Origin of the sequence: Pseudomonas sp. IT-232MI5 (genome assembly GCF_949767845.1) — a bacterium.
Classification (GTDB): Bacteria; Pseudomonadota; Gammaproteobacteria; order Pseudomonadales; family Pseudomonadaceae; genus Aquipseudomonas.
The window spans coordinates 191,144-213,673 of the sequence record NZ_CATKQE010000011.1 but is presented as its reverse complement, the minus strand read 5'-3'; the positions used below and the strand labels follow the sequence as shown (position 1 = coordinate 213,673).

Annotated in this window: 2 protein-coding genes (1 of these 2 running past the window's edge); both read left to right on the top strand. The window is 63.3% G+C overall.

All coding sequences use genetic code 11. From position 1 onward, the window contains the following. A protein-coding gene (locus tag ACM6JQ_RS09810; protein WP_414893677.1) for an amino acid adenylation domain-containing protein crosses the window boundary here: on the top strand, positions 1-4,681 show its final stretch. Its footprint begins 8,336 nt before the window's first position; the window shows 4,681 of its 13,017 coding nt (coding positions 8,337-13,017); its start codon lies beyond the left edge, outside the window; its stop codon occupies positions 4,679-4,681. Beyond that, complete coding sequence (locus ACM6JQ_RS09805) at positions 4,678-22,530, top strand: non-ribosomal peptide synthase/polyketide synthase (RefSeq protein ID WP_414893676.1); 17,853 nt, start codon at positions 4,678-4,680, stop codon at positions 22,528-22,530. The genes ACM6JQ_RS09810 and ACM6JQ_RS09805 overlap by 4 nt, the downstream gene beginning before the upstream one ends.

Here is a 22,530-nt window from a genome sequence, read left to right as displayed (position 1 = left end):
ACGCATCGCCTATCTGTTGCAGGACAGCGTGCCGATGGCGGTGCTGGCGCAGGCTGCGACGGTTGATTTGCTCGGCGCCGTGCCGCTGATTGATCTGGACAATCCCACCTGGCAACAGTTGTCCGAGAGCAATCCGCAACTGTCCGCGTTGACTCCGGCGCATCTTGCCTACGTGATCTACACCTCCGGCTCCACCGGCCAACCGAAGGGCGTGATGGTCGAACACGCGACGCTGGAGAACCTGGTGCACTGGCACTGCGAGGCCTTTGACCTGCGCGCCGGCAGCCACACGTCGAGTGTCGCCGGTTTCGGCTTCGACGCCATGGCATGGGAGGTCTGGCCGGCGTTGTGCGTGGGCGCGACCCTGCACCTGCCGCCGGAGTCGGTGAGCAACGAGCACCTCGATGAGTTGCTGGAATGGTGGTGCGCGCAGCCGTTACAGGTGAGTTTCCTGCCGACGCCGGTTGCCGAATATGCGTTCAGTCGCGACCTCGGCCATCCGACTTTGCGCACGCTGTTGATCGGTGGTGACAAGCTGCGCCAGTTCCCCCGCGAGCAGACCTTCGCGGTGATCAATAACTACGGCCCGACTGAAGCCACGGTGGTTGCCACCTCCGGCGCGGTCGAGGCCGGGCAGATGCTGCACATCGGTCAGCCGATGGCCAACGCGAAGATTTATTTGCTCGACGACCAGCAGCGCCCCGTACCGGTCGGTGTTGCAGGCGAGTTGTATGTCGGCGGTGCCGGTGTGGCGCGTGGTTATCTGCATCGACCCGAGCTGACTGCCGAACGCTTCCTCGACGACCCGTTCAGCGACGAACCGCAGGCGCGTATGTATCGCACCGGCGACCTCGCACGCTGGCTCGCCGACGGCAGCATCGAATACCTGGGGCGTAACGATGATCAGATCAAACTGCGCGGCGTGCGCATCGAGCTGGGCGAAATCGAAGCGGCGTTGAGCGCTCACGCGGCCGTGCAGGATTGCGTGGTGCTGGTGCGCGACGGCCAGTTGCTGGCGTGGTTTACCGAACGCCTGAGCGTCGACATCGAGGATTTGCGCAGTCATCTGCAAGCGCAGTTGCCGCAAGCTCTGGTGCCTGCCGCTTACGTGCGCCTGCAAGCACTGCCGCTGACCGCCAACGGCAAACTCGACCGCAAGGCGTTGCCGGCGCCGGATCAAACAGCGTGGCTGAGTCGCGAGTATGCCGCGCCACAAGGTTCGGTGGAAATCGTGCTGGCACAGATCTGGTCCGAAGTCCTCAATGTCGAGCAGGTCGGCCGTCACGACAACTTCTTCGAAATGGGCGGGCATTCCCTGCTGGCGGTGACGCTGATCGAACGCATGCGTCAGGTCGATCTGAGCACCGACGTGCGCGTGCTGTTCAGCCAACCGACTCTGGCCGCGCTGGCGGCGGCGGTGGGCAGCGGCCGCGAGGTTGCAGTGCCGGACAATCTGATTCCCGCCGATTGCACACAGATCACCCCTGACATGCTGCCGCTGGTGCAACTGGATCAGGCCAGTATCGAACGCATCGTCGCCACGGTGCCGGGTGGCGCGGCCAACGTGCAGGACATTTATCCGCTGGCGCCGTTGCAGGAAGGGATTCTTTATCACCACCTCAGCGCCGTGAAAGGCGATCCGTACCTGCTGCAATCGTGTCTGGCGTTCGACAGCGTCGAGCGTGTTCAAGCGTTCGCGGCGGCGCTGCGCCAGGTCATGACCCGCCACGACATCCTGCGCAGTGCGATTGTCTGGCAAGGCCTGCCGGCGTCGGTGCAAGTGGTCTGGCGGCATGCGGAGCTACCGGTCCAAGCCGTGGCGCTGGAGCCTGCGCAGGGTGAAGCCATCGATCAACTACGGGCGCGCTTCGATGCGCGGCACTGGCGTCTGGACTTGGGTCAGGCACCGCTGTTGCGTCTGGTGTATGCCCTCGATCCGGAACATCAGCGCGTCGTCGCTATGCTGTTGTTCCACCACATCGCCATGGACCACACCGCGCTGGCGGTGGTCAGCGCGGAAATGCAGGCGATTTTGCAGGGCGATGAGCAACTGCCGGTGGCCGCTGTGCCGTACCGCAATTATGTTGCGCAGACTCGTCTTGGTGTCAGCGAACAAGAGCACGAAGTGTTTTTCCGCGAAATGCTCGGCGACATCGACGAACCGACTCTGCCGTTCGGCCTGCACGATGTGCATGGCGACGGTAATGACATCGAGGAGGTCTGCCAGCCGCTGCCCGCCGTGGTGGCGCAGCGACTGCGCAGTCAGGCGCGCTTGCTCGGTGTCAGTGTCGCCAGTCTTTTTCATCTCGCCTGGGCGCGGGTGCTGGCGGCAACGTCCGGTCAGGAACGCGTGGTCTTTGGCACCGTGCTGCTTGGCCGGATGCAGGGCGGGGCTGGCGCGGATCGCGGGTTGGGCATGTTCATCAACACCTTGCCATTGCGTGTGGATGTTGACGAAAGCAACGTGCGCGCCGGGGTCAAGGCCACGCATGCGCGGCTCAGTGCGCTGTTGGCGCACGAACATGCTTCGCTGGCGCTGGCCCAGCGTTGCAGCAGTGTCGCGGCGCCGTCGCCGCTGTTCAGTGCAATGCTCAACTACCGGCATAGCGACAGTGAGGCCCGTCAGAACGCCAAGCGTGAATCCTTGCAGGGCATCGAATCCCTGGCCGGCGAGGAGCGCACCAATTACCCGTTGACCCTCAACGTCGACGATCTCGGCAGTGGCTTCCAACTGACGGTGATGACCCCGTCGCGCATCGGCGCAGCACGCATCGGCCAGTTCATGCAGAACGCGCTGGTTGCGCTGGCCGAGGCGTTGGAGCAGACACCACAGCAACCGTTGAATCGTTTGACGGTGTTGCCGGACGAGGAGCGACAGGCGTTGTTGTTCGGCCTCAACGCCACCGACGTCGATTACGATTTGCAGCAGACGCTGCACGGCTCGTTCGAGGCGCAGGTGCGACGTACGCCAGAGGCTGTGGCCGTCGTCGCCGGCGATCAGGCATTGAGCTACACGCAGCTGAACGAGCGCGCCAACCGCCTGGCCCGGTACTTGATCAGCCTCGGCGTGCAAGTGGATTCACGGGTGGCGATCTGCGTCGAACGCAGCCTGGAAATGGTCATCGGTCTGCTGGCGATCAACAAGGCCGGTGCCGCGTATGTGCCGCTGGACCCGGCCTATCCGCCGGAGCGCCTGACCTACATGCTCGAGGACAGCGCGCCAGCCGTGGTGCTGGTGCACGGCGCGACCCGTGCGTTGCTGGGTGAGATCTCGGCAGCGATGGTCGATCTCGACCAGATCACTTGGCAATCGCTGTCTGCCGACAATTCGCAAATCCCGGCGCTGACACCTCAACACAGCGCGTACGTGATCTACACCTCCGGTTCGACCGGCCAACCGAAAGGCGTGGTCAACGAACACGCCGGTGTGGTCAACCGCTTGCTATGGATGCAGGACGCCTATCAGCTGACGGCGGCCGATTCGGTGCTGCAGAAAACTCCGTTCAGCTTCGATGTGTCGGTGTGGGAGTTCTTCTGGCCGCTGATGACCGGCGCGCGACTGGTCATGGCGCAGCCCGGCGGGCACAAAGATCCGCAGTATCTGAGCGAAGTGATCGAGCGCGAGCACATCACTACGCTGCACTTTGTGCCATCGATGCTCGATGTGTTTCTCGCCAACAGCGATACCACACGCTGCGACAGCGTGCGCCAGGTGATGTGCAGCGGTGAGGCGTTGCCGGGCAGTCTGGTGCGGCGCTTCAAGCTGCAACTGCCGGGCAGCGGTTTGCACAACCTGTATGGCCCGACCGAAGCGGCCGTCGACGTCAGCGCGTGGGATTGCACCGGTTCCATCGAGCAGACGCCGGACAACACGCCAATCGGCAAACCGATTGCCAACACCCGCATGTACATCCTCGATGCGCAACAACAGCCGGTGCCGCAAGGCGTAGTCGGCGAGCTGTACATCGCTGGTGTGCAGGTGGCGCGCGGGTATCTGAACCGGCCTGAGCTGAGTGCCGAGCGCTTCCTCGACGATCCGTTCCAGCCTGGTGGGCGCATGTACCGCACCGGCGACGTCGCGCGGTATCGGCCGGACGGCAATATCGAGTACCTGGGGCGTAACGATGATCAGGTGAAGATCCGCGGTCTGCGTATTGAACTGGGCGAAATTCAGGCACGTCTGGCCCGGATCGAAGGTGTGCAGGAGGCCGTGGTGCTGGCCCGTGAAGAGGTGCCGGGCGACAAACGTCTGGTCGCGTATTACACCGGCGAGCGCTTGGACATCGACCTGCTGCGCAGTCATTTGCTCGAGCACTTGCCGGACTACATGGTGCCCGCCGTGTTCGTGCATCTCGCTGCTTTGCCGCTAAGTCCCAACGGCAAACTCGACCGCAAAGCACTGCCGGCGCCGGATCAGCAATCGCTGAAAACCCGCGAATACGAAGCCCCGGTCGGCGAAGTGGAAATCACCCTCGCACGGCTGTGGGCCGAGCTGCTCAACGTCGAACGGGTAGGGCGCCACGATCACTTCTTTGAATTGGGTGGTCACTCATTACTGGCGGTCAGTCTGATCGGCCGGTTACGTCAGGAAGGCATGGAAGCCGATGTCAGGGGGTTGTTCGAACAACCGACCCTGGCCGGCTACGCCGCAATTACGGAAAGAATGGAGATCGTCCTGTGAATGTGCTCGAACTGTTGGCAACCCTGAAGGCAAAAGACATTCAGTTGGCGGTGACCGATGAGCAATTGCGCGTCAATGGCAACAAGCAGGCGTTGAGCGATCCGGCGTTGCTGGCCGCGCTGCGCGAGCACAAACCGGCGCTGATTGAACTGATCAAGGCCGGCCAGTACTCGGCCACCCGCGTCGGCCAGATCGATGTTCCGGCCAACGGCATTCTCCCCGGCAGCACGCACATCACGCCAGCGATGGTGACCCTCGCTGAAGTGGATCAGCCGATCCTTGACCGTTTGATCGCCGATGTCCCGGGTGGCGCCGCCAATGTGCAGGACATCTACCCACTGGCGCCGTTGCAGGAAGGCATTCTCTATCACCACGCGAGCAACGAGCAGGGCGATCCGTACGTCATGCAATCGTACTTTGCGTTCAGCAGCCGTGAGCGTTTGCAGGATTTCGCCCAGACGTTGCAAAAGGTCATTGATCGCCACGACATCCTGCGCACCGCCGTGCATTGGGAGGGGCTCGACGTGCCACTGCAAGTGGTCTGGCGTCAGGCGCAGTTGCCGATAGAAGAAGTTGTGGTGCGCGACGGCGAAAGCGCTGTGCTGCAGCAATTGCACGAGCGTTTCGATGCGCGGCATTTCCGTCTCGACGTCAAGCACGCACCGATGATGCGGCTGGCCTACGCGTGGGATGAGGCCGGTCAGCGCGTGGTCGCGACGTTGTTGTTCCATCACATGGCGCTGGATCACTCGGCGCTCGATGTGGTGCGTCACGAACTGCTCGCCTGCCTCACCGGCGAGGATCAATCGCTCGGCCGGCCGGTGCCGTTTCGCAATTACGTAGCGCAGGCGCGGCTGGGCATCAGCGAAGCCGAACACGAGACGTTTTTCCGCGACATGCTCGCCGACATCGCCGAGCCAACGCTGCCCTACGGTTTGCAGGACGTGCAGGGTGACGGCCTCGGCATCGCCGAGCTGAGCCTGCCGATCAATGCGCTGCTCGGTCAGCGTCTGCGGGCGCAGGCGCGGCAGCTCGGCGTGAGTGCCGCGAGCCTGTTTCATCTGGGCTGGGCGCAGGTACTGGCGGTGCTCACCAGCAAGCAGAATGTGGTCTTCGGCACGGTGCTGATGGGCCGTATGCAGGGCGCCGAAGCCACTGAACGGGCGCTGGGGATTTTCATCAACACCTTGCCGCTGCGCGTCGATGTCGATGCGCAGGGCGTGCGTGCGGCGGTGGAGGCGACGCACAAACGTCTGACCACATTGATGCGCCACGAACACGCGCCGCTGGCACTGGCCCAGCGTTGCAGCGGTGTGGTCGCGCCGACGCCGTTGTTCAGTGCCTTGCTCAATTACCGTCACAGTCACACGGCGGCGACGGCGAGTGCCGAGACCCTGGCCGCTTGGGAAGGCATCAGCACGATCAGCTCCGAAGAACGCACCAACTATCCGCTGACCCTGAGCGTCGATGATTTCGGCGATGCCTTCAGCCTGACGTTGCTGGCCACCACCGAGGTCGATCCACAGCGCATCTGCGATTACCTGCAGTGCGCCCTGGAAAGTCTGGTGCTGGCGCTGGAGCAGGCGCCGGACACCGCGCTCAACCAATTGCCCATTCTTCCGGCGGCGGAGCGCGAGCAGCTGTTGTTGGCGTTCAACGGCACTCACGCCGACTTCCCGGCGACGTTGACCATTGGCCAACGTTTCGAAGCGCAAGTGGTGCAGCGGCCCGAAGCCGTAGCCGCGCAATACCTCGGTGAGCAACTGAGTTATGCCGAGCTCAACCGGCATGCCAACGCGCTGGCCCATCATTTGATTGCGCTGGGAGTGAAGCCTGACGATCGCGTCGCCATCGTCGCCCGCCGTGGCCTCGATACGCTGGTCGGGCTGGTCGCCATTTTGAAAGCGGGCGCCGGTTATGTGCCGGTCGACCCGGCGCACCCGGCCGAGCGTCTGCACTACTTGCTCAGCGACAGCGCCCCCGTTGCCGTGCTGATCCAAAACAATCTGCGGGATCGCCTGCCGGCGCTGGCGGTGCCGGTGATCGATCTCGACCCGCGCACCTGGCCATTGAGCGAGACCTTTGATCCGCAGGTGCCGGGCCTGACCACCGCACATCTGGCCTACGTGATCTACACCTCCGGTTCCACCGGCCTGCCCAAAGGCGTGATGGTCGAACACCGCACCTTGTCGAATCTGGTCGACTGGCATTGCAGCGCGTTTGATCTGTGCGCCGGTCGCCATACGTCCAGTCTTGCCGGGTTCGGTTTTGACGCCATGGCCTGGGAAGTCTGGCCGGCGTTGTGTGCTGGCGCGACTTTGCATCTGGCACCGACGCACGAGGGCAGCGAGGACATCGATGCGCTGCTCGAGTGGTGGCGCGCGCAGCCACTGGACGTGAGTTTCCTGCCGACACCGGTCGCCGAATACGCCTTCAGCCAGAACCTTGAACACCCGACGCTGCGCACGCTGCTGATCGGTGGCGACCGCTTGCGCCAGTTCAGCCGCAATCAGCAATTCGATGTGATCAACAACTACGGTCCTACCGAAGCCACCGTGGTCGCCACCTCTGGCCGCATCGAGGCGGGCGACGCCTTGCACATCGGTAAACCGGTGGCCAACGCCACGGTGTACTTGCTCGATGAACAGCAGCGTCCGGTGCCGATTGGCGTCATGGGCGAATTGTATGTTGGCGGAGCCGGGGTCGCTCGCGGTTATTTGAACCGTGCCGATCTGAGCGCCGAGCGCTTCCTGCATGACCCGTTCAGTTCCGTGCCGAATGCGCGCATGTATCGCAGCGGCGACCTCGCGCGCTGGCGTGCCGACGGTACGATCGAGTACCTGGGGCGTAACGACGATCAGGTGAAAATCCGTGGTGTGCGTATCGAACTCGGCGAAATCGAAACCCGCCTCAATCAGTTGCCCGGTATTCAGGAAGCCGTGCTGCTGGCCCGCGAAGATGAACCGGGCCAACCGCGTCTGGTGGCGTATTTCACCGAGCAGAGTCAGGTTGAACCGCTGGCGGTGGCCGAGTTGCGCGCGCACCTGTTGACCCAGTTACCGGATTACATGGTGCCGGTGGCCTTCGTCAGACTCGACGCACTGCCGTTGACCGCCAATGGCAAGGTCGACCGCAAGGCCTTGCCGAAACCTGAGCGTGCGGCGCTGTTCACCCGCGAATACGAGGCGCCGCACAACGAACTGGAAAGCGCCTTGGCGCAGATCTGGGCGCAGGTGTTGCAGGTCGAGCGAGTAGGGCGTCAGGATCATTTCTTTGAACTCGGCGGCCATTCGCTGTTGGCCATGCGCATGGTGTCCCAGGTTCGCCAGCGCCTTGGCGTGGAGCTAGCACTGGGCGATCTGTTTGCCAATGCCGAACTGGCAGCGGTTGCCGAGGCGGTGGCGCAGGCCGGGCGCAGCACGCAACCGGAGATTGTCGCGGTGGCCCGTGATGGCGCCTTGCCGCTGTCGTTCGCGCAGCAGCGCTTGTGGTTTCTCGCACAAATGGAAGGCGCCAACACTGCGTACAACATCCCCATCGGCCTGCGCCTGCGTGGGCAATTGAATGAACAAGCGCTGCAACAGGCCTTGGCGCGCATCGTCGCGCGGCATGAAACCCTGCGCAGCCGTTTTGCCCAGTTCAATGACGAGGCGCAAGTGCTGATCACCCCGGTCGACAGCGGTCTGCTGCTGCGCGTTGAAGACCTGCGCCAGCACCCGCAACCCGATGAAACCTTGCAGGCGCTGATTCAGGGCGAAGCGTCCGGGCCATTCGACTTGCAGGACGATGCGCTGATTCGCGGTCGGTTGGTGCGCCTCGCCGACGATCATCACGTGTTGTTGCTGACCCTGCACCACATCATCTCCGATGGCTGGTCGATGGGCGTTCTGACCCGCGAACTGATGGCGTTGTATCAGGCCTTCAGTCATGGCCAGCCGGATCCACTGCCACCGCTGGCGCTGCAATACACCGATTACGCGGTGTGGCAGCGGCGCTGGCTCAGTGGTGAGGTGCTGCAGCGCCAAAGTGAATACTGGCAACAGACTTTGGCCGGCGCTCCGGCGCTGTTGACGCTGCCGACCGACCGCGTGCGCCCGGCACAGCAGGATTACGCCGGCAACACCGTCGACGTGGTGCTCGACGAACGCCTGAGTGCCGGGCTCAAGGCTTTGGCCCAGCGTCACGGCGTGACGATGTACATGCTCATGCTCAGTGCCTGGGCGAGTCTGTTGGGTCGTTTGTCCGGGCAAGCCGAAGTGGTCATCGGTTCGCCGGTCGCCAACCGTACCCGCGCCGAGATCGAAGGCTTGATCGGCATGTTCGTCAACACCCTGGCCTTGCGTATCGATACCTCGGGCGAGTTGAGCTGCGAAGCGCTGCTGGCGCGGGTCAAGGCGCGGACGCTGGACGCGCAGGCGCACCAGGACCTGCCGTTCGAACAAGTGGTGGAAATCACCAAACCGGCGCGGAGCATGGCGCACAGCCCGTTGTTCCAGGCGATGTTCAGTTGGGACAGCGGCCATGGCGCGAGCCTGAGTCTGGGCGAGCTGACGCTGGAAAGCGTCGCCGAGCCGAGCCACTTTGCCAAATTCGATCTGTCACTGACGCTGGCAGAGGCGCCGGGCGGGATTCGCGGTGTGCTGGAGTACGCCGTTGCCTTGTTCGATGAGTCGACTATTCAACGGTACGTCGGCTACTTCCAGCGCCTGTTGCAGGCGATGGTCAGCAACGATCAAGCGGTGCTTGAACACGTGGCGTTGTTGGCGGACGACGAGCGTCAGCACCTGCTGGTCGATCTCAACGCCACCGCCGTCGCCCACGATCTCGAACAGACCGTTCATGGCCGCTTCGAAGCGCAGGTGTTGCGCACGCCAGACGCTGACGCCGTGGTCGCCGGTGAGCTGCGTTTGAGTTACGCCGAGTTGAACCGCCGCGCCAACCAACTCGCCCATCACCTGCGCCAGTGCGGTGTCGATCGCGATTCGCGGGTGGCGATCTGCGTCGAGCGCGGGCCGCAGTTGCTGGTCGGTCTGCTGGCGATTCTCAAGGCCGGCGGCGCTTATGTGCCGCTCGATCCCGGTTATCCCGCCGAACGTCTGGCCTACATGCTTGAGGACAGCGCGCCCGTGGCGGTGCTGGTGCATGCGCCGACGCGTGCGCTGATCGGCGAGTGCGCCGGCGTGTTGGTCGATTTCGACGAGTGCAACTGGCAAGACCTTGCGCAGAGCAATCCGCAGGTGCCGGACTTGAGCGCGGCAAATCTGGCCTATGTGATTTACACCTCCGGCTCCACCGGCACGCCGAAAGGCGTAATGGTCGAGCACCGTAACCTGGGCAATCTGCTGCACTGGAGCGCCGGGCTGTGCCCGCTTTCTAGCGGCGCCGCGCTGCTGCAGAAAACCCCGTTCAGTTTCGACGCCTCGGTGTGGGAGCTGTTCTGGCCGTTGAGCTGCGGCATGCGCCTGGTGCTCGCCGGCCCGGACGATCATCGTGATCCGGCGGCGCTGGTGCAGCTGATTCGTGAGCAACAGGTCAACGTCGTGCAGTTTGTGCCGGCACTGTTGCAGCAATTCCTTGAAGTGGCAGAGGTCGGCGAGTGCAGCAGCCTCAGCGATGTGTTCTGTGGTGGCGGTGAGCTGACCGCCGCGTTGGTGCGTAGCGTCCGCGAGCGTCTGCCGCAGGTGCGCCTGCACAACGTGTATGGCCCCACCGAAGCCACCGTCGACAGCACCGTGTGGACGCTGGAGGCGGATTCGCCGGTACCGCAAGGCGCGCCGCCGATTGGCAAACCGCTGTGCAATACCCGTGTGTATATCCTCGACGCTCATCAGCAACCGGTGCCATTCGGCGTAGTCGGCGAGATGTATCTGGGCGGTGTGCAGGTGGCGCGGGGTTATCTGAATCGGCCTGAGCTGACAGCCGAACGCTTCCTCGACGATCCGTTCAATGATCAGCCAGGCGTGCGTTTGTACCGCACCGGCGACGTCGCGCGGTATCTGGCCGATGGCAATATCGAGTACCTGGGGCGCAACGACGATCAGGTCAAGATCCGTGGCCTGCGCATCGAACTGGGCGAGATCCAGGCGCATCTGGCGCACATCGACGGCGTGCGTGAAGCTGCCGTGCTCGCTCGCGAAGACGTGCCGGGCGATCAGCGCCTGGTGGCGTACTACAGCGGCGAACCGCTGGACATCGATCAACTGCGTAGCCAACTGCTCAAACACTTGCCGGATTACATGGTGCCTGCCGTGTTTGTGCATTTGCCGGCCTTGCCACTGAGTCCCAACGGCAAGCTGGATCGTCAGGCCTTGCCGGCCCCTGACCAGTCGGCGCTGCTGACCCGCGAGTACGAAGCCCCGGTCGGTGAAGTCGAAACCGTCATTGCCGGTATCTGGGCCGAGTTGCTGAAAGTCGAGCGAGTAGGGCGCTTTGATCACTTCTTCGAACTGGGCGGCCATTCATTGCTGGCGGTCAATCTGGTTGCGCGCATGCGCCGGGCCGGGCTGTCGGCGGACATTCGCGTGCTGTTCGGCCAACCGACGCTGGCCGCACTGGCGGCGGCAGTAGGTGGGAAACCCGAAGCAGCGGTGCCGGCGAATCTTATTCCAGCTGATTGCCCGCGCATCAGGCCCGAACTGCTGCCACTGGTGACGCTGGATCAAGCGACGATCGACCGCATCGTCGCGAGTGTCCCCGGCGGCGCGCGCAATGTTCAGGACATCTACCCGCTGGCACCTTTGCAGACCGGCATTCTGTTCCATCATCTTTCGGCTGCGCAGGGTGATCCGTATGTGCTGCAGGCGCAGTTTGCCTTCGCCGATGAACAGCGTTTGCAAGCCTTCACCGACGCACTGCAACAAGTGATCGAGCGCCATGACATTCTGCGCACGTCGCTGTTCTGGGAGAGTCTGGAAGAGCCGGTGCAAGTGGTCTGGCGTGAGGCTTCGCTGAGCTGTGAGGCCTTGCAGCTGGACGCCGAAGCGGGCGATGCGCTGAGCCAGTTGCAAAGACGCTTCACCATCGATAACTACCGCATGCCTGTGACCGAGGCGCCGCTGATGCGCGTGGTGTACAGCCGTGATGCCGTCAATCAACGGGTGGTGGCGTTGTTGCTGTTCCATCATTTGGTCATGGATCACGTGGCGCTCGAGGTGTTGCAGCACGAGATGCAGGCGTTTCTGCTGGGCAACGCCGGGCAACTGAGCGAGCCAGTGCCGTATCGCAACTACGTGGCGCACACCCGCGCCGGGCTGAGCACGCAAGAGCACGAAAGCTTCTTCCGCGAAATGCTCGGCGCGATCGATGAGCCGACCTTGCCCTATGGTCAGAATCTGGCCCATGACGGTCCCGCGCAACAAGCCCAATTGACGCTGGAAAACACACTCAGCCACAGCGTAAGGCAACAGGCGCGGCGCTTGGGTGTCAGCGCCGCCAGCCTGATGCACCTCGCCTGGGCGCAGGTGCTGGGGCAATTGTCCGGGCGCGACGCCGTGGTTTTTGGCACGGTTTTGCTTGGCAGATTGCAGGGCGGCGAAGGAGCGGAGCGGGCGCTGGGTGTGTTCATCAACACCTTGCCGCTGTGCATCGAGCTCAATGCGCACAGCGTTAAAGGGGCGGCGCTGGCGACCCATCAACGCTTGAGTCAGTTGCTTGCTCACGAGCACGCGCAACTGGCGCAGGTGCAGCAGTGCAGCGCGATGCCGGCGGGTACGCCGCTGTTCAGCACGCTGCTCAACTATCGTCACAGCGCCCCGGTCGGGCCGATATCCGCCGAGGTGCAAGCGGCGTGGCACGGGATGCAATTGCTCGATGCCGAGGAACACACCAACTATCGCCTGACCCTCAGCGTTGACGATCTTGGCGAAGATTTCGGCTTGAAGGTATTGGCCGGGGCGGGGATTGATGCACAGCGAATCTGCGGGTACATGCAGGGTGCATTGATGACTTTGCTGAACGCGCTGGAGCACACGCCGCACGCGGGGTTTGATCGGTTGTCGGTAGTCAGCGCCGAAGAACGTCATCAGTTACTGGTCGAGTTCAACGCCACACAACGCGAGTATCCGCAGGCGCTGACAGTGCACGCGTTGTTTGAGGGGCAAGTGGCGGCGCAACCGCAAGCGGTGGCCGCGGTGCACGGTGAGCAATCGTTGAGTTACTTTGAACTCAATGCGCAGGCCAACCGTCTGGCCCATCAGTTGATCGCGCAAGGCGTCCAGCCGGGCGACCACGTGGCTATATTGTTGCCACGCTCGCTGACGCTGCTGGTCGCACAACTGGCAATCGCCAAGTGCGCGGCGGCCTATGTGCCGCTGGACATCCATGCGCCGAGCGAGCGGCAGTCGTTCATGGTCGATGACTGCCAGGCTGTTGCACTGTTGACCTTGAGCGGTGAAGTCATCGACTACGCCGTCCGGCGCATCGATCTGGATACGTTGTCGCTGGATGAGCAATCAACGCAAAACCCGAACCTTTCGCAAACCTCGGAATCGCTGGCGTACATCATGTACACCTCCGGTTCCACGGGCACACCGAAAGGCGTGATGGTGCCGCACCGAGGCATCGGCCGGTTGGTGATCAACAACGGTTATGCCGATTTCAACCCGCAGGATCGGGTGGTGTTTGCCTCCAATCCAGCGTTCGATGCCAGCACCATGGACATCTGGGGGCCATTGCTCAATGGCGGTCGCGTCGTGGTCATCGACCATCAGACGCTGCTCGATCCGAACGCTTTCGGCCGTGAATTGAGTGCTCGCGGGGCGACGATCCTGTTCGTCACCACCGCGCTGTTCAACCAGTACGTGCAACTGATTCCGCAGGTGCTCAAAGGCTTGCGTATGCTGTTGTGTGGCGGCGAGCGGGGCGATCCAGCGGCGTTCCGGCAGTTACTGGCCGAGGCGCCAGCGCTGCGTATCGTGCACTGCTACGGTCCGACCGAAACCACCACATACGCGACCACCTTTGAGGTGCGCGAAGTCTCGGAAAACGCCGAGAGCGTGCCGATTGGCGGGCCGATCGGCAACACGCAGGTTTACCTGTTGGATGCCCATCAACAACCGGTGCCGATGGGCGTGACCGGTGAGTTGTATATCGGCGGTGAGGGTGTGGCGCTGGGCTATCTGAACCGGCCGGATCTGACTGCCGAGAAATTCCTTCGCGATCCATTCAGCGATAAACCCGGCGCGCTTCTGTACCGTACGGGCGACCTCGCGCGTTGGCTGGCGCCGGGGCAACTCGATTGCATCGGACGGAACGACGATCAGGTGAAGATTCGCGGCTTCCGTATCGAGCTGGGCGAAATCGAAAACCACCTGCTCAGCTGTGCCGGGGTCAAGGAAGCGGTTGTGCTGGCTCGCCAGGACAGTCAACAAACTACGCGTCTGGTGGCGTATTACACCGCTCACGCTGAACAGCTGGACAGCGCCGGGCTACACAAGCAATTGCAAGCACGACTGCCGGAATACATGGTGCCGTCAGCGTGGGTGCAACTGGATAGGTTGCCGCTGAACAACAATGGCAAGGTTGATCGCAAAGCCTTGCCCAAGCCTGACGACGCTACGTTACTCAGCCGCGAATACACAGCACCACAAGGTGAGCTGGAAACCGCACTGGCGCAGATCTGGGCCGAAGTGCTGCAAGTCGAGCAGGTCGGGCGTCACGATCATTTCTTCGAACTCGGCGGTCATTCGCTGTTGGCGATGCGCATGGTTTCGCTGATCCGTCAGCGCCTCGGCGTCGAACTGGCGCTGAGTGATCTGTTTGCCGATGCGCAATTGAGTGCGGTTGCTGAAGTATTGAGCCGCGCCGGGCGTAGCGCGCTAGCGGACATTGTGCCGGCACCGCGTGATCAACCGCTGCCGATGTCCTTCGCCCAGCAACGTCTGTGGTTCCTCGCGCAAATGGCCGGTGGCAACTCGGCGTACAACATTCCTCTCGGCCTGCGCCTGCGCGGTCACCTCGACGGCGACGCCCTGCAAGCGGCGCTGGCACGGATTGTCGCTCGTCACGAAACCCTGCGCAGCCGTTTCATCCGCCTCGACGACACTGCGCAGGTATCGATTGCCCCGGTCGACAGCGGTTTGCTTTTGCGCGTGGACGACCTGCGCCAAGCCTTGCAAGCCGAGCTCACCTTGCAGGGATTGATGGCGCAGGAAGCCTCGACCGCGTTTGATCTGCAGAATGATTCGCTGATTCGTGGGCGACTGGTGCGCTTGGCCGACGATCATCATGTGCTGTTGCTGACCGTGCACCACATCGTCGCCGATGGCTGGTCGATGGGCGTGCTGACCGCTGAGTTGATGGCGTTGTATCAAGCGTTCAGCCAGGGTCAGCCTGATCCGCTGCCAGCGCTGACGCTGCAATATGGCGACTACGCCGTGTGGCAGCGCCGCTGGCTCAGCGGGGAGGTGCTGCAGCGGCAAAGCGAGTACTGGCAGCAAACCCTCGACGGTGCGCCGGCCGTGTTGACACTGCCTACCGATCGCCCGCGACCGGCACAACAGGATTACACCGGCGGCAACGTCGACGTGCTGCTGGACCCGCGCCTGAGCGCGGGGCTCAAGGCCTTGAGCCAACGTCACGGCGTGACCCTGTTCATGACCATGATGAGCGCCTGGGCGCTGCTGATGAGTCGTCTGTCCGGGCAAACCGATGTGGTGATCGGTACGCCGGTGGCCAATCGCACTCGCACAGAAGTCGAAGGCCTGATTGGCATGTTCGTCAATACGCTGGCCTTGCGCATCGACACCTCGGGCGCGGTGAACGTCGAAGCGCTACTGGCGCGGGTCAAGGCGCAGACACTGGCGGCGCAGGCGCATCAGGATCTGCCGTTCGAGCAAGTGGTGGAAATCGCCCGGCCGCTGCGCAGCCTGGCGCACAGCCCGCTGTTCCAGACCACGCTGAACTGGGACAGCAGCGTCGGCCCGCAACTGGCGTTGGCTGATCTGACGCTGGAGGGCGTGGCCGGCCCGGGCGAGGTCGCCAAGTTTGACCTGACGCTGATACTGGGCGAGGTCAATGGAGCGATTCGCGGCACGCTGAACTACGCCACGGCGCTGTTCGATGCGCTGACGATCAAGCGTTATATCGGCTACTTCGAACGTCTGCTCGAAGCGATGATTGGCGGTGAGCAAACGGTACTGGAACAGGTGCCGTTGCTGGCGGCGGATGAGCGCCAGCGTTTGCTGTACGACTTCAACGCCACGGTGCGTGACTACCCGCAAACACTGACCGTGCACGGGATTTTCCAGCAGCAGGCGGCGGCGCATCCCAAAGCGGTGGCGGCGGTACATGGCGCGCATTCGCTGAGTTACTTTGAGCTGAATGCCCAAGCCAACCGCCTGTCCCATCACCTGATCGCCCACGGCGTGCAGCCGGGCGATCATGTGGCGATCCTGCTGCCACGTTCGCTGGAGTTGCTGGTAGCGCAACTGGCCATTGCCAAATGCGCGGCGGCCTACGTGCCGCTGGACATCAACGCACCCAGCGAGCGCCAGGCGTTCATGGTTGAGGATTGCCGGGCGGTGGCGCTGTTGACCCTCAGCAGCGAAGTCATCGACTACGCCGCGCCGCGTATCGATCTGGACATGCTGACCCTCAACGGCCAGCCGACGCACAACCCCAACCTGGTGCAGTCCTCCGAAACGCTGGCGTACATCATGTACACCTCCGGTTCCACCGGCACGCCGAAAGGGGTGATGGTGCCGCACCGGGGCATCGGCCGCTTGGTGCTTAATAACGGTTACGCCGATTTCAATGCGCAGGATCGTGTGGTCTTCGCCTCGAACCCGGCGTTCGATGCGAGCACCATGGACATCTGGGGGCCGCTGCTCAATGGCGGTCGCGTGGTGATCATCGACCATCAAACGCTGCTCGATCCGAATGCCTTCGGCCGTGAACTGAGTGCCAGTGGCGCGACGATCCTGTTTGTCACCACCGCGCTGTTCAACCAGTACGTGCAACTGATTCCGCAGGCGCTCAAGGGCCTGCGGATGCTGCTGTGCGGCGGTGAGCGTGGCGATCCGGCGGCGTTCCGGCGACTGCTGGCCGAGGCCCCGGCATTGCGCATCGTGCATTGCTACGGCCCGACCGAAACCACCACGTACGCCACGACATTCGAAGTGCGTGAAGTGGCGGAAAACGCCGAGAGCGTGCCGATTGGCGTACCGATCGGCAACACGCAGGTGTACGTGCTCGACGCGTATCAGCAACCGGTGCCGATGGGCGTGACCGGCGAGCTGTACATCGGCGGGCAGGGCGTGGCGCTGGGTTACCTGAACCGGCCGGATCTGACCGCCGAGAAATTCCTCCGCGATCCGTTCAGCGAGACGCCGGGCGCGTTGCTTTATCGCACCGGTGACCTCGCGCGCTGGCTGGCGCCGGGACAACTCGATTGCATCGGCCGCAACGATGATCAGGTGAAGATTCGTGGTTTCCGCATCGAGCTGGGAGAAATCGAGAGTCGCCTGCTGAACTGCGCGGGGATCAGGGAAGCCGTGGTGCTGGCGCGCCGCGACGGCCAGGACGCCACGCGTCTGGTGGCGTATTACACGGCGCACGATGGCGTCTTGGACAGCGCTGAACTGCACGCTCAGTTGCACGCACGCCTGCCGGAATACATGGTGCCCACCGCGTGGGTGCAACTCGATGTGTTACCACTGAATAACAACGGCAAGGTTGACCGCAAGGCACTGCCGGCACCGACCCAGGAGGCGCTGCTCAGTCGGGTCTACGAGGCGCCGGCCAATCCACTGGAAATCAGCCTCGCACAGGTCTGGGCCGAAGTGTTGCAGGTCGAACAGGTCGGCCGTCACGACAACTTCTTCGAACTCGGCGGCCATTCATTGCTGGCCATGCGCATGCTCTCTCAGGTGCGCCAGCAATTGGGCGTGGAGCTGGCGCTGGCCGATCTGTTTGCCAATCCGGAACTGGCGGCGGTCGCCAACGTATTGAGTCAGGCCGAACGCAGCAGCTTGCCGCCGATTCTGCCGGCGCCGCGCGATCAGGCGCTGCCGCTGTCGTTCGCCCAGCAACGCTTGTGGTTCCTCGCGCAGATGGGCGGCGGTAATACCGCTTACAACATTCCCTTGGGCCTGCATTTGCGTGGACGACTCGACGCAGAGGCGCTGCACCGGGCATTGGCGCGGATCGTCGCGCGTCACGAAACCCTGCGCAGTCGATTCGCGCAATTGAACGACGAAGCACAGGTGCTGATTGCCCCGGTCGACAGTGGCCTGTCGCTGATTGAGGAGGATTGGCGACAACAGCCGCAGACCGACGAGGCCTTGCGTGCGCTGATCGAAACTGAAGCGCGCGGACCGTTCAATTTGCAGGACGGTCCGTTGATTCGCGGACGGTTGCTGCGTCTGGCCGATGAGCACCATGTGCTGTTGTTGACGATGCACCACATCATCTCCGACGGCTGGTCGATGGGCGTGCTGACCCGTGAATTGATGGCGCTGTATCAGGCGTTCAGCCATGGCGAGGCAGATCCACTGCCAGCGCTGGCCTTGCAATACGCCGACTACGCGGTGTGGCAGCGGCGCTGGCTCAGCGGCGAGGTGCTGCAGCGCCAAAGCGACTATTGGCAGCAGACCTTGGCCGGCGCTCCGGCGTTGCTGAGCCTGCCAACCGACCGTCCACGTCCGGCGCAACAGGATCACCACGGCGGCAGTGTCGAGATCGTGCTGGACGAGCAGACCAGCGCCGGCCTGAAGACGTTGTGTCAGCGTCATGCCGTGACACCGTACATGGTGCTCATGAGCGCCTGGGCAATGTTGCTCGCGCGCCTGTCCGGGCAGTCCGATGTGGTCATTGGCTCGCCGGTGGCCAACCGTACCCGCGCCGAGATCGAAGGGCTGATCGGCATGTTCGTCAACACCTTGGCGCTGCGCATCGATACCTCGGGCGATCTGACCGGTGCGGCGTTGCTGGCGCGGGTCAAGGCGCAGACTCTGGCCGCGCAGGCGCATCAGGATCTGCCGTTCGAACACGTGGTGGAAATCACCCGGCCGCTGCGCAGCCTTTCCCACACACCGTTGTTCCAGACCCTGGTGAGCTGGGACAGCAGCGTGGCGCCCGCCCTGGCACTGGACGGTCTCACGCTGGAAGGCGTGGCCGGGGAAAATCACTTTGTGAAGTTCGACCTGTCGCTGAGCCTCGGTGAGAACCCGCAAGGCATCCGTGGCGCGCTGCGCTACGCCACGGCGTTGTTCGACGAGTCGACCGTGCGGCGTTTTGTCGGTTACTTGCAGCGCTTGCTGGCGGCGCTGGTCAGTGATGATCAGGCGCTGTTGGCGCAGGTCAACCTGCTTGCGCCGGAAGAGCAGCAGCGCTTGCTCGGCGATTTCAACGCAACGGCGGTTGATTGCCCGGTCGAGCAACCGATCCAGAGCCTGTTTGAAGCACAGGTACGTCGTCAGCCGGACGCCATCGCCGTGCAGTCGGGCGAACACAGCCTGACCTATCGCGAGTTGAATGCCCGTGCCAACCGCCTCGCACATCATTTGCGCGAGCAGGGCGTGGGGCCGGATGCGCGAGTGGCGCTGTGTGTAGAGCGTGGGCTTGATCTGGTGGTGGGGTTGCTCGGCATTCTCAAGGCCGGTGGTGCTTATGTGCCGCTGGATCCGGCTTATCCGGCGGAGCGCCTGGACTTTATGCTCAGGGACTGCGCGCCGGTGGCGGTGCTGGTGCAGACGGCCACCCGTGCGCTGTTTGCCGGGACCAACGCAGCCGTCATCGACTTTGACCAATGCACCTGGCACGAGCAAGCGGAGAGCAATCCGCAGTTGCCCGGCCTGACCCCTGCGAATCTGGCGTACATGATCTACACCTCGGGTTCGACCGGCACACCGAAAGGCGTAATGCTCGAGCATCGCGGCCTGTGCAATCTGGTGCATTGGGGATCGCAGATCTGCCCGCCGACCCCAGACGGCGCGCTGTTGCAAAAAGCGCCGTTCAGTTTCGATGGTTCGGTGTGGGAGTTCTTCTGGCCGCTGACCGCCGGTGTGCGTCTGGTGCTGGCACGGCCGGGCGGCCATCGGGAACCGGCGTATCTGGCGCAAGTGATTCGTCAGCAACGTGTGACGGTGGTCAAGTTTGTGCCGGCGCTGTTGCAGCAGTTTGTTGAACTGCAGGACGTCAGTGAATGCACCAGCCTCACCGATGTGTTCTGCGGTGGTGGCGAACTCACCGCGGCGCTAGCCGGAGCTGTGCGCCAGCAACTGCCGTGGGTGCGCCTGCATAACGTGTATGGCCCGACCGAAGCCACGGTCGACAGCACGGCGTGGACCCTGGAACCGCACATGCCCGTGCCGACCACTGAATTGCCGATCGGCAAAGCTATCTGCAACACGCGCCTGTATGTGCTCGATGCCCATGACCAACCGGTGCCGCTCGGCGTCATTGGCCAGTTGCACATTGGCGGCATCGGCGTGGCGCGCGGTTATATGGGGCTGCCGCAGATGCAGGCCGAGCGCTTTATCGACAGTCCGTTTGTGGCCGGTGATCGCCTGTACCGCACCGGCGATCTGGTGCGATACCGCGCTGACGGCAACCTCGAATTCCTCGGGCGCGACGACTTCCAGGTCAAGCTGCATGGCTTGCGTCTGGAACTCGGTGAAATCGAAGCGCGGTTGATCCAGCACCCGGATGTGCGCGAGGTGGTCGTGCTGATGCGCGACGAGCGTCTGGTCGCGTATTTCACGGTGCGCGAGGGCAGTGCAGCGCCCACGATCGACACGCTGCGCGCGTTCATCCTCGAACAATTACCCGAGTACATGGTGCCGGGCGCGTTTGTTGCGCTCGACGTTTTACCGTTGAGTCCCAACGGCAAGATCGACCGTCAGGCGCTGCCGGCACCGGGCATCGACGCGGTGCTCAGCCGCCACTACGAAGCGCCGCAAGGCGAGGTCGAAAGCTTGCTCGCGCAGGTCTGGGGTGAAGTGCTGAATGTCGAGCGGGTCGGACGTCACGACAACTTCTTTGAATTGGGCGGGCATTCGCTGTTGGCGATTCGTCTGGTCAACCTGCTGCAACGTGCGGGGCAGGAGGTGACGCTGGCGCAGTTGTTCCAGCGGCCGAGTGTCGAGTCGCTGGCGGCGCTGCTCAGTCAGCACCATGCCGTGCCCGCACAGCCGGAAGGACTGGTCGTGGTGCGACCGGGCGAGGGCGGCAATGCGCTGTTCCTGATCCATGAATTCAGCGGTCGGGACGTGTATTTCCCGGCATTGGGCCTGCATATCGAGGGCGAGTTTCCGATTTACGGTTTGCCCGGTGTGCCGCTGGGGCAGCCGCAACTGCGTACCCTTGAATGCATGGCCGCGCGGATGGTCGGGATCATCCGCTCGGTGCAGCCGCATGGGCCGTATCGTCTGGCCGGGTGGTCGTTTGGTGGCTTGCTGGCGTATGAAATCGCCCAGCAATTGCTCGGTCTCGATGAGACGGTGGCTTTTGTCGGCCTGCTCGATACCTACGCGCCACATCCGGCCAGTCAGGATAAAACCCGCTGGAGCGGCGCGCATCGCGACAAGCGTCAATTGCTCGAGCACTGTCGCGCGCGTTCGCAGATGCGTGGAGAAGAAGGGCTGCCAGCGATGGCTGAGGTCGAGCGGCTGGAGGCTGAAGTCGAGCTCATCGCCTTCGATGAACTGTTCCAGCGCTGCTGCGAACAGCAATTGCCTGACCCGGAACTGGCCGCACTGAGCGCAGCGGATGCCTGGAGTTACTTTGATCGTGAGGCCGCTCATGGTTTGGCGCTGGCGCATTACCGGGTCAGCCCGGCCAGCCAGCCGGTGCACTTGTTCCGCGCTCAGGCACTGATGCCGGGGCAGGCACAACCGAGTCCGAGCCGTGGTTGGGAGAACAAGGTCGGTGCAGGTTTGCTGCGCTGCATCGATGTGCCGGGGGATCACCGCAGCATGATGAAAAACCCGGATGTCCAGGCACTCGGCCAGGCCTTGAGTCAGGCCATGGCCGCTGCGCAGGCCCCGCAACCACAGGTTTATCAACCCGTGTTGACGATCCAGAGCGGGCACGCCGGGCATGCGCCGATCTTTTGCGTGCCGGGGGCGGGCGACAGTGTCACCGGGTTCATTCACCTGACCGAAGCGCTCGGTCCGGAATGGCCGATTTTCGGTCTGCAACCGCGCGGGCTCGATGGCAGCGGCGTGCCGCACAGTCAGGTGGAAGCGGCGGCGAGGTGTTATCTGCAAGCCGTCGAGCAGTTGTATCCGCAAGGTGCGGTGCACTTGATCGGCCATTCGTTCGGCGGTTGGGTCGCGCATGCCATGGCCACGCAGTTGCAGGCGACCGGGCGTGAGGTAGCGTCGTTGACCCTGATCGACAGCGAAGCCCCCGGTGGCAATGGCACGGCGGGCAAACCGTATACAACGACCGCCGCGCTGGAACGCTTGATCGAGACGCTGCAACTGTCCAGTGGCAAGTCGTTGGGCATCGATCCGCTGGCGTTCGCCGAGGCTGACGACACCACGCAAATGCGCCTGTTGCACGAGGGCATGGTGCGCGCCGGTGTGTTGTCTGCGCGTTCGTCAGCGCAGGCCATGCACGGCCCGGTGCGCACCTTCGCCACAGCCTTGCGCACGGTCTATCAACCGCAACTGGCCTACAGCGGGGCGGTGCGGCTGGCGCTGGTCGATGACCCGACGCTGGATGCGTGGGGCAATCAGCGCGAGCAAGCGGCGATGGTTGAGGGTTGGCAGCGTCAGGTGACGGATCTGGCGGTGTGGTACGGGCCGGGCAACCACTTCACGATTCTCAAGGCGCCCAACGTCTTCAGTCTCGCGGCGTGGTGGCATGACGGCCTGAAAGTGCCGGCCGGCCAAGTGGTTTCCTGA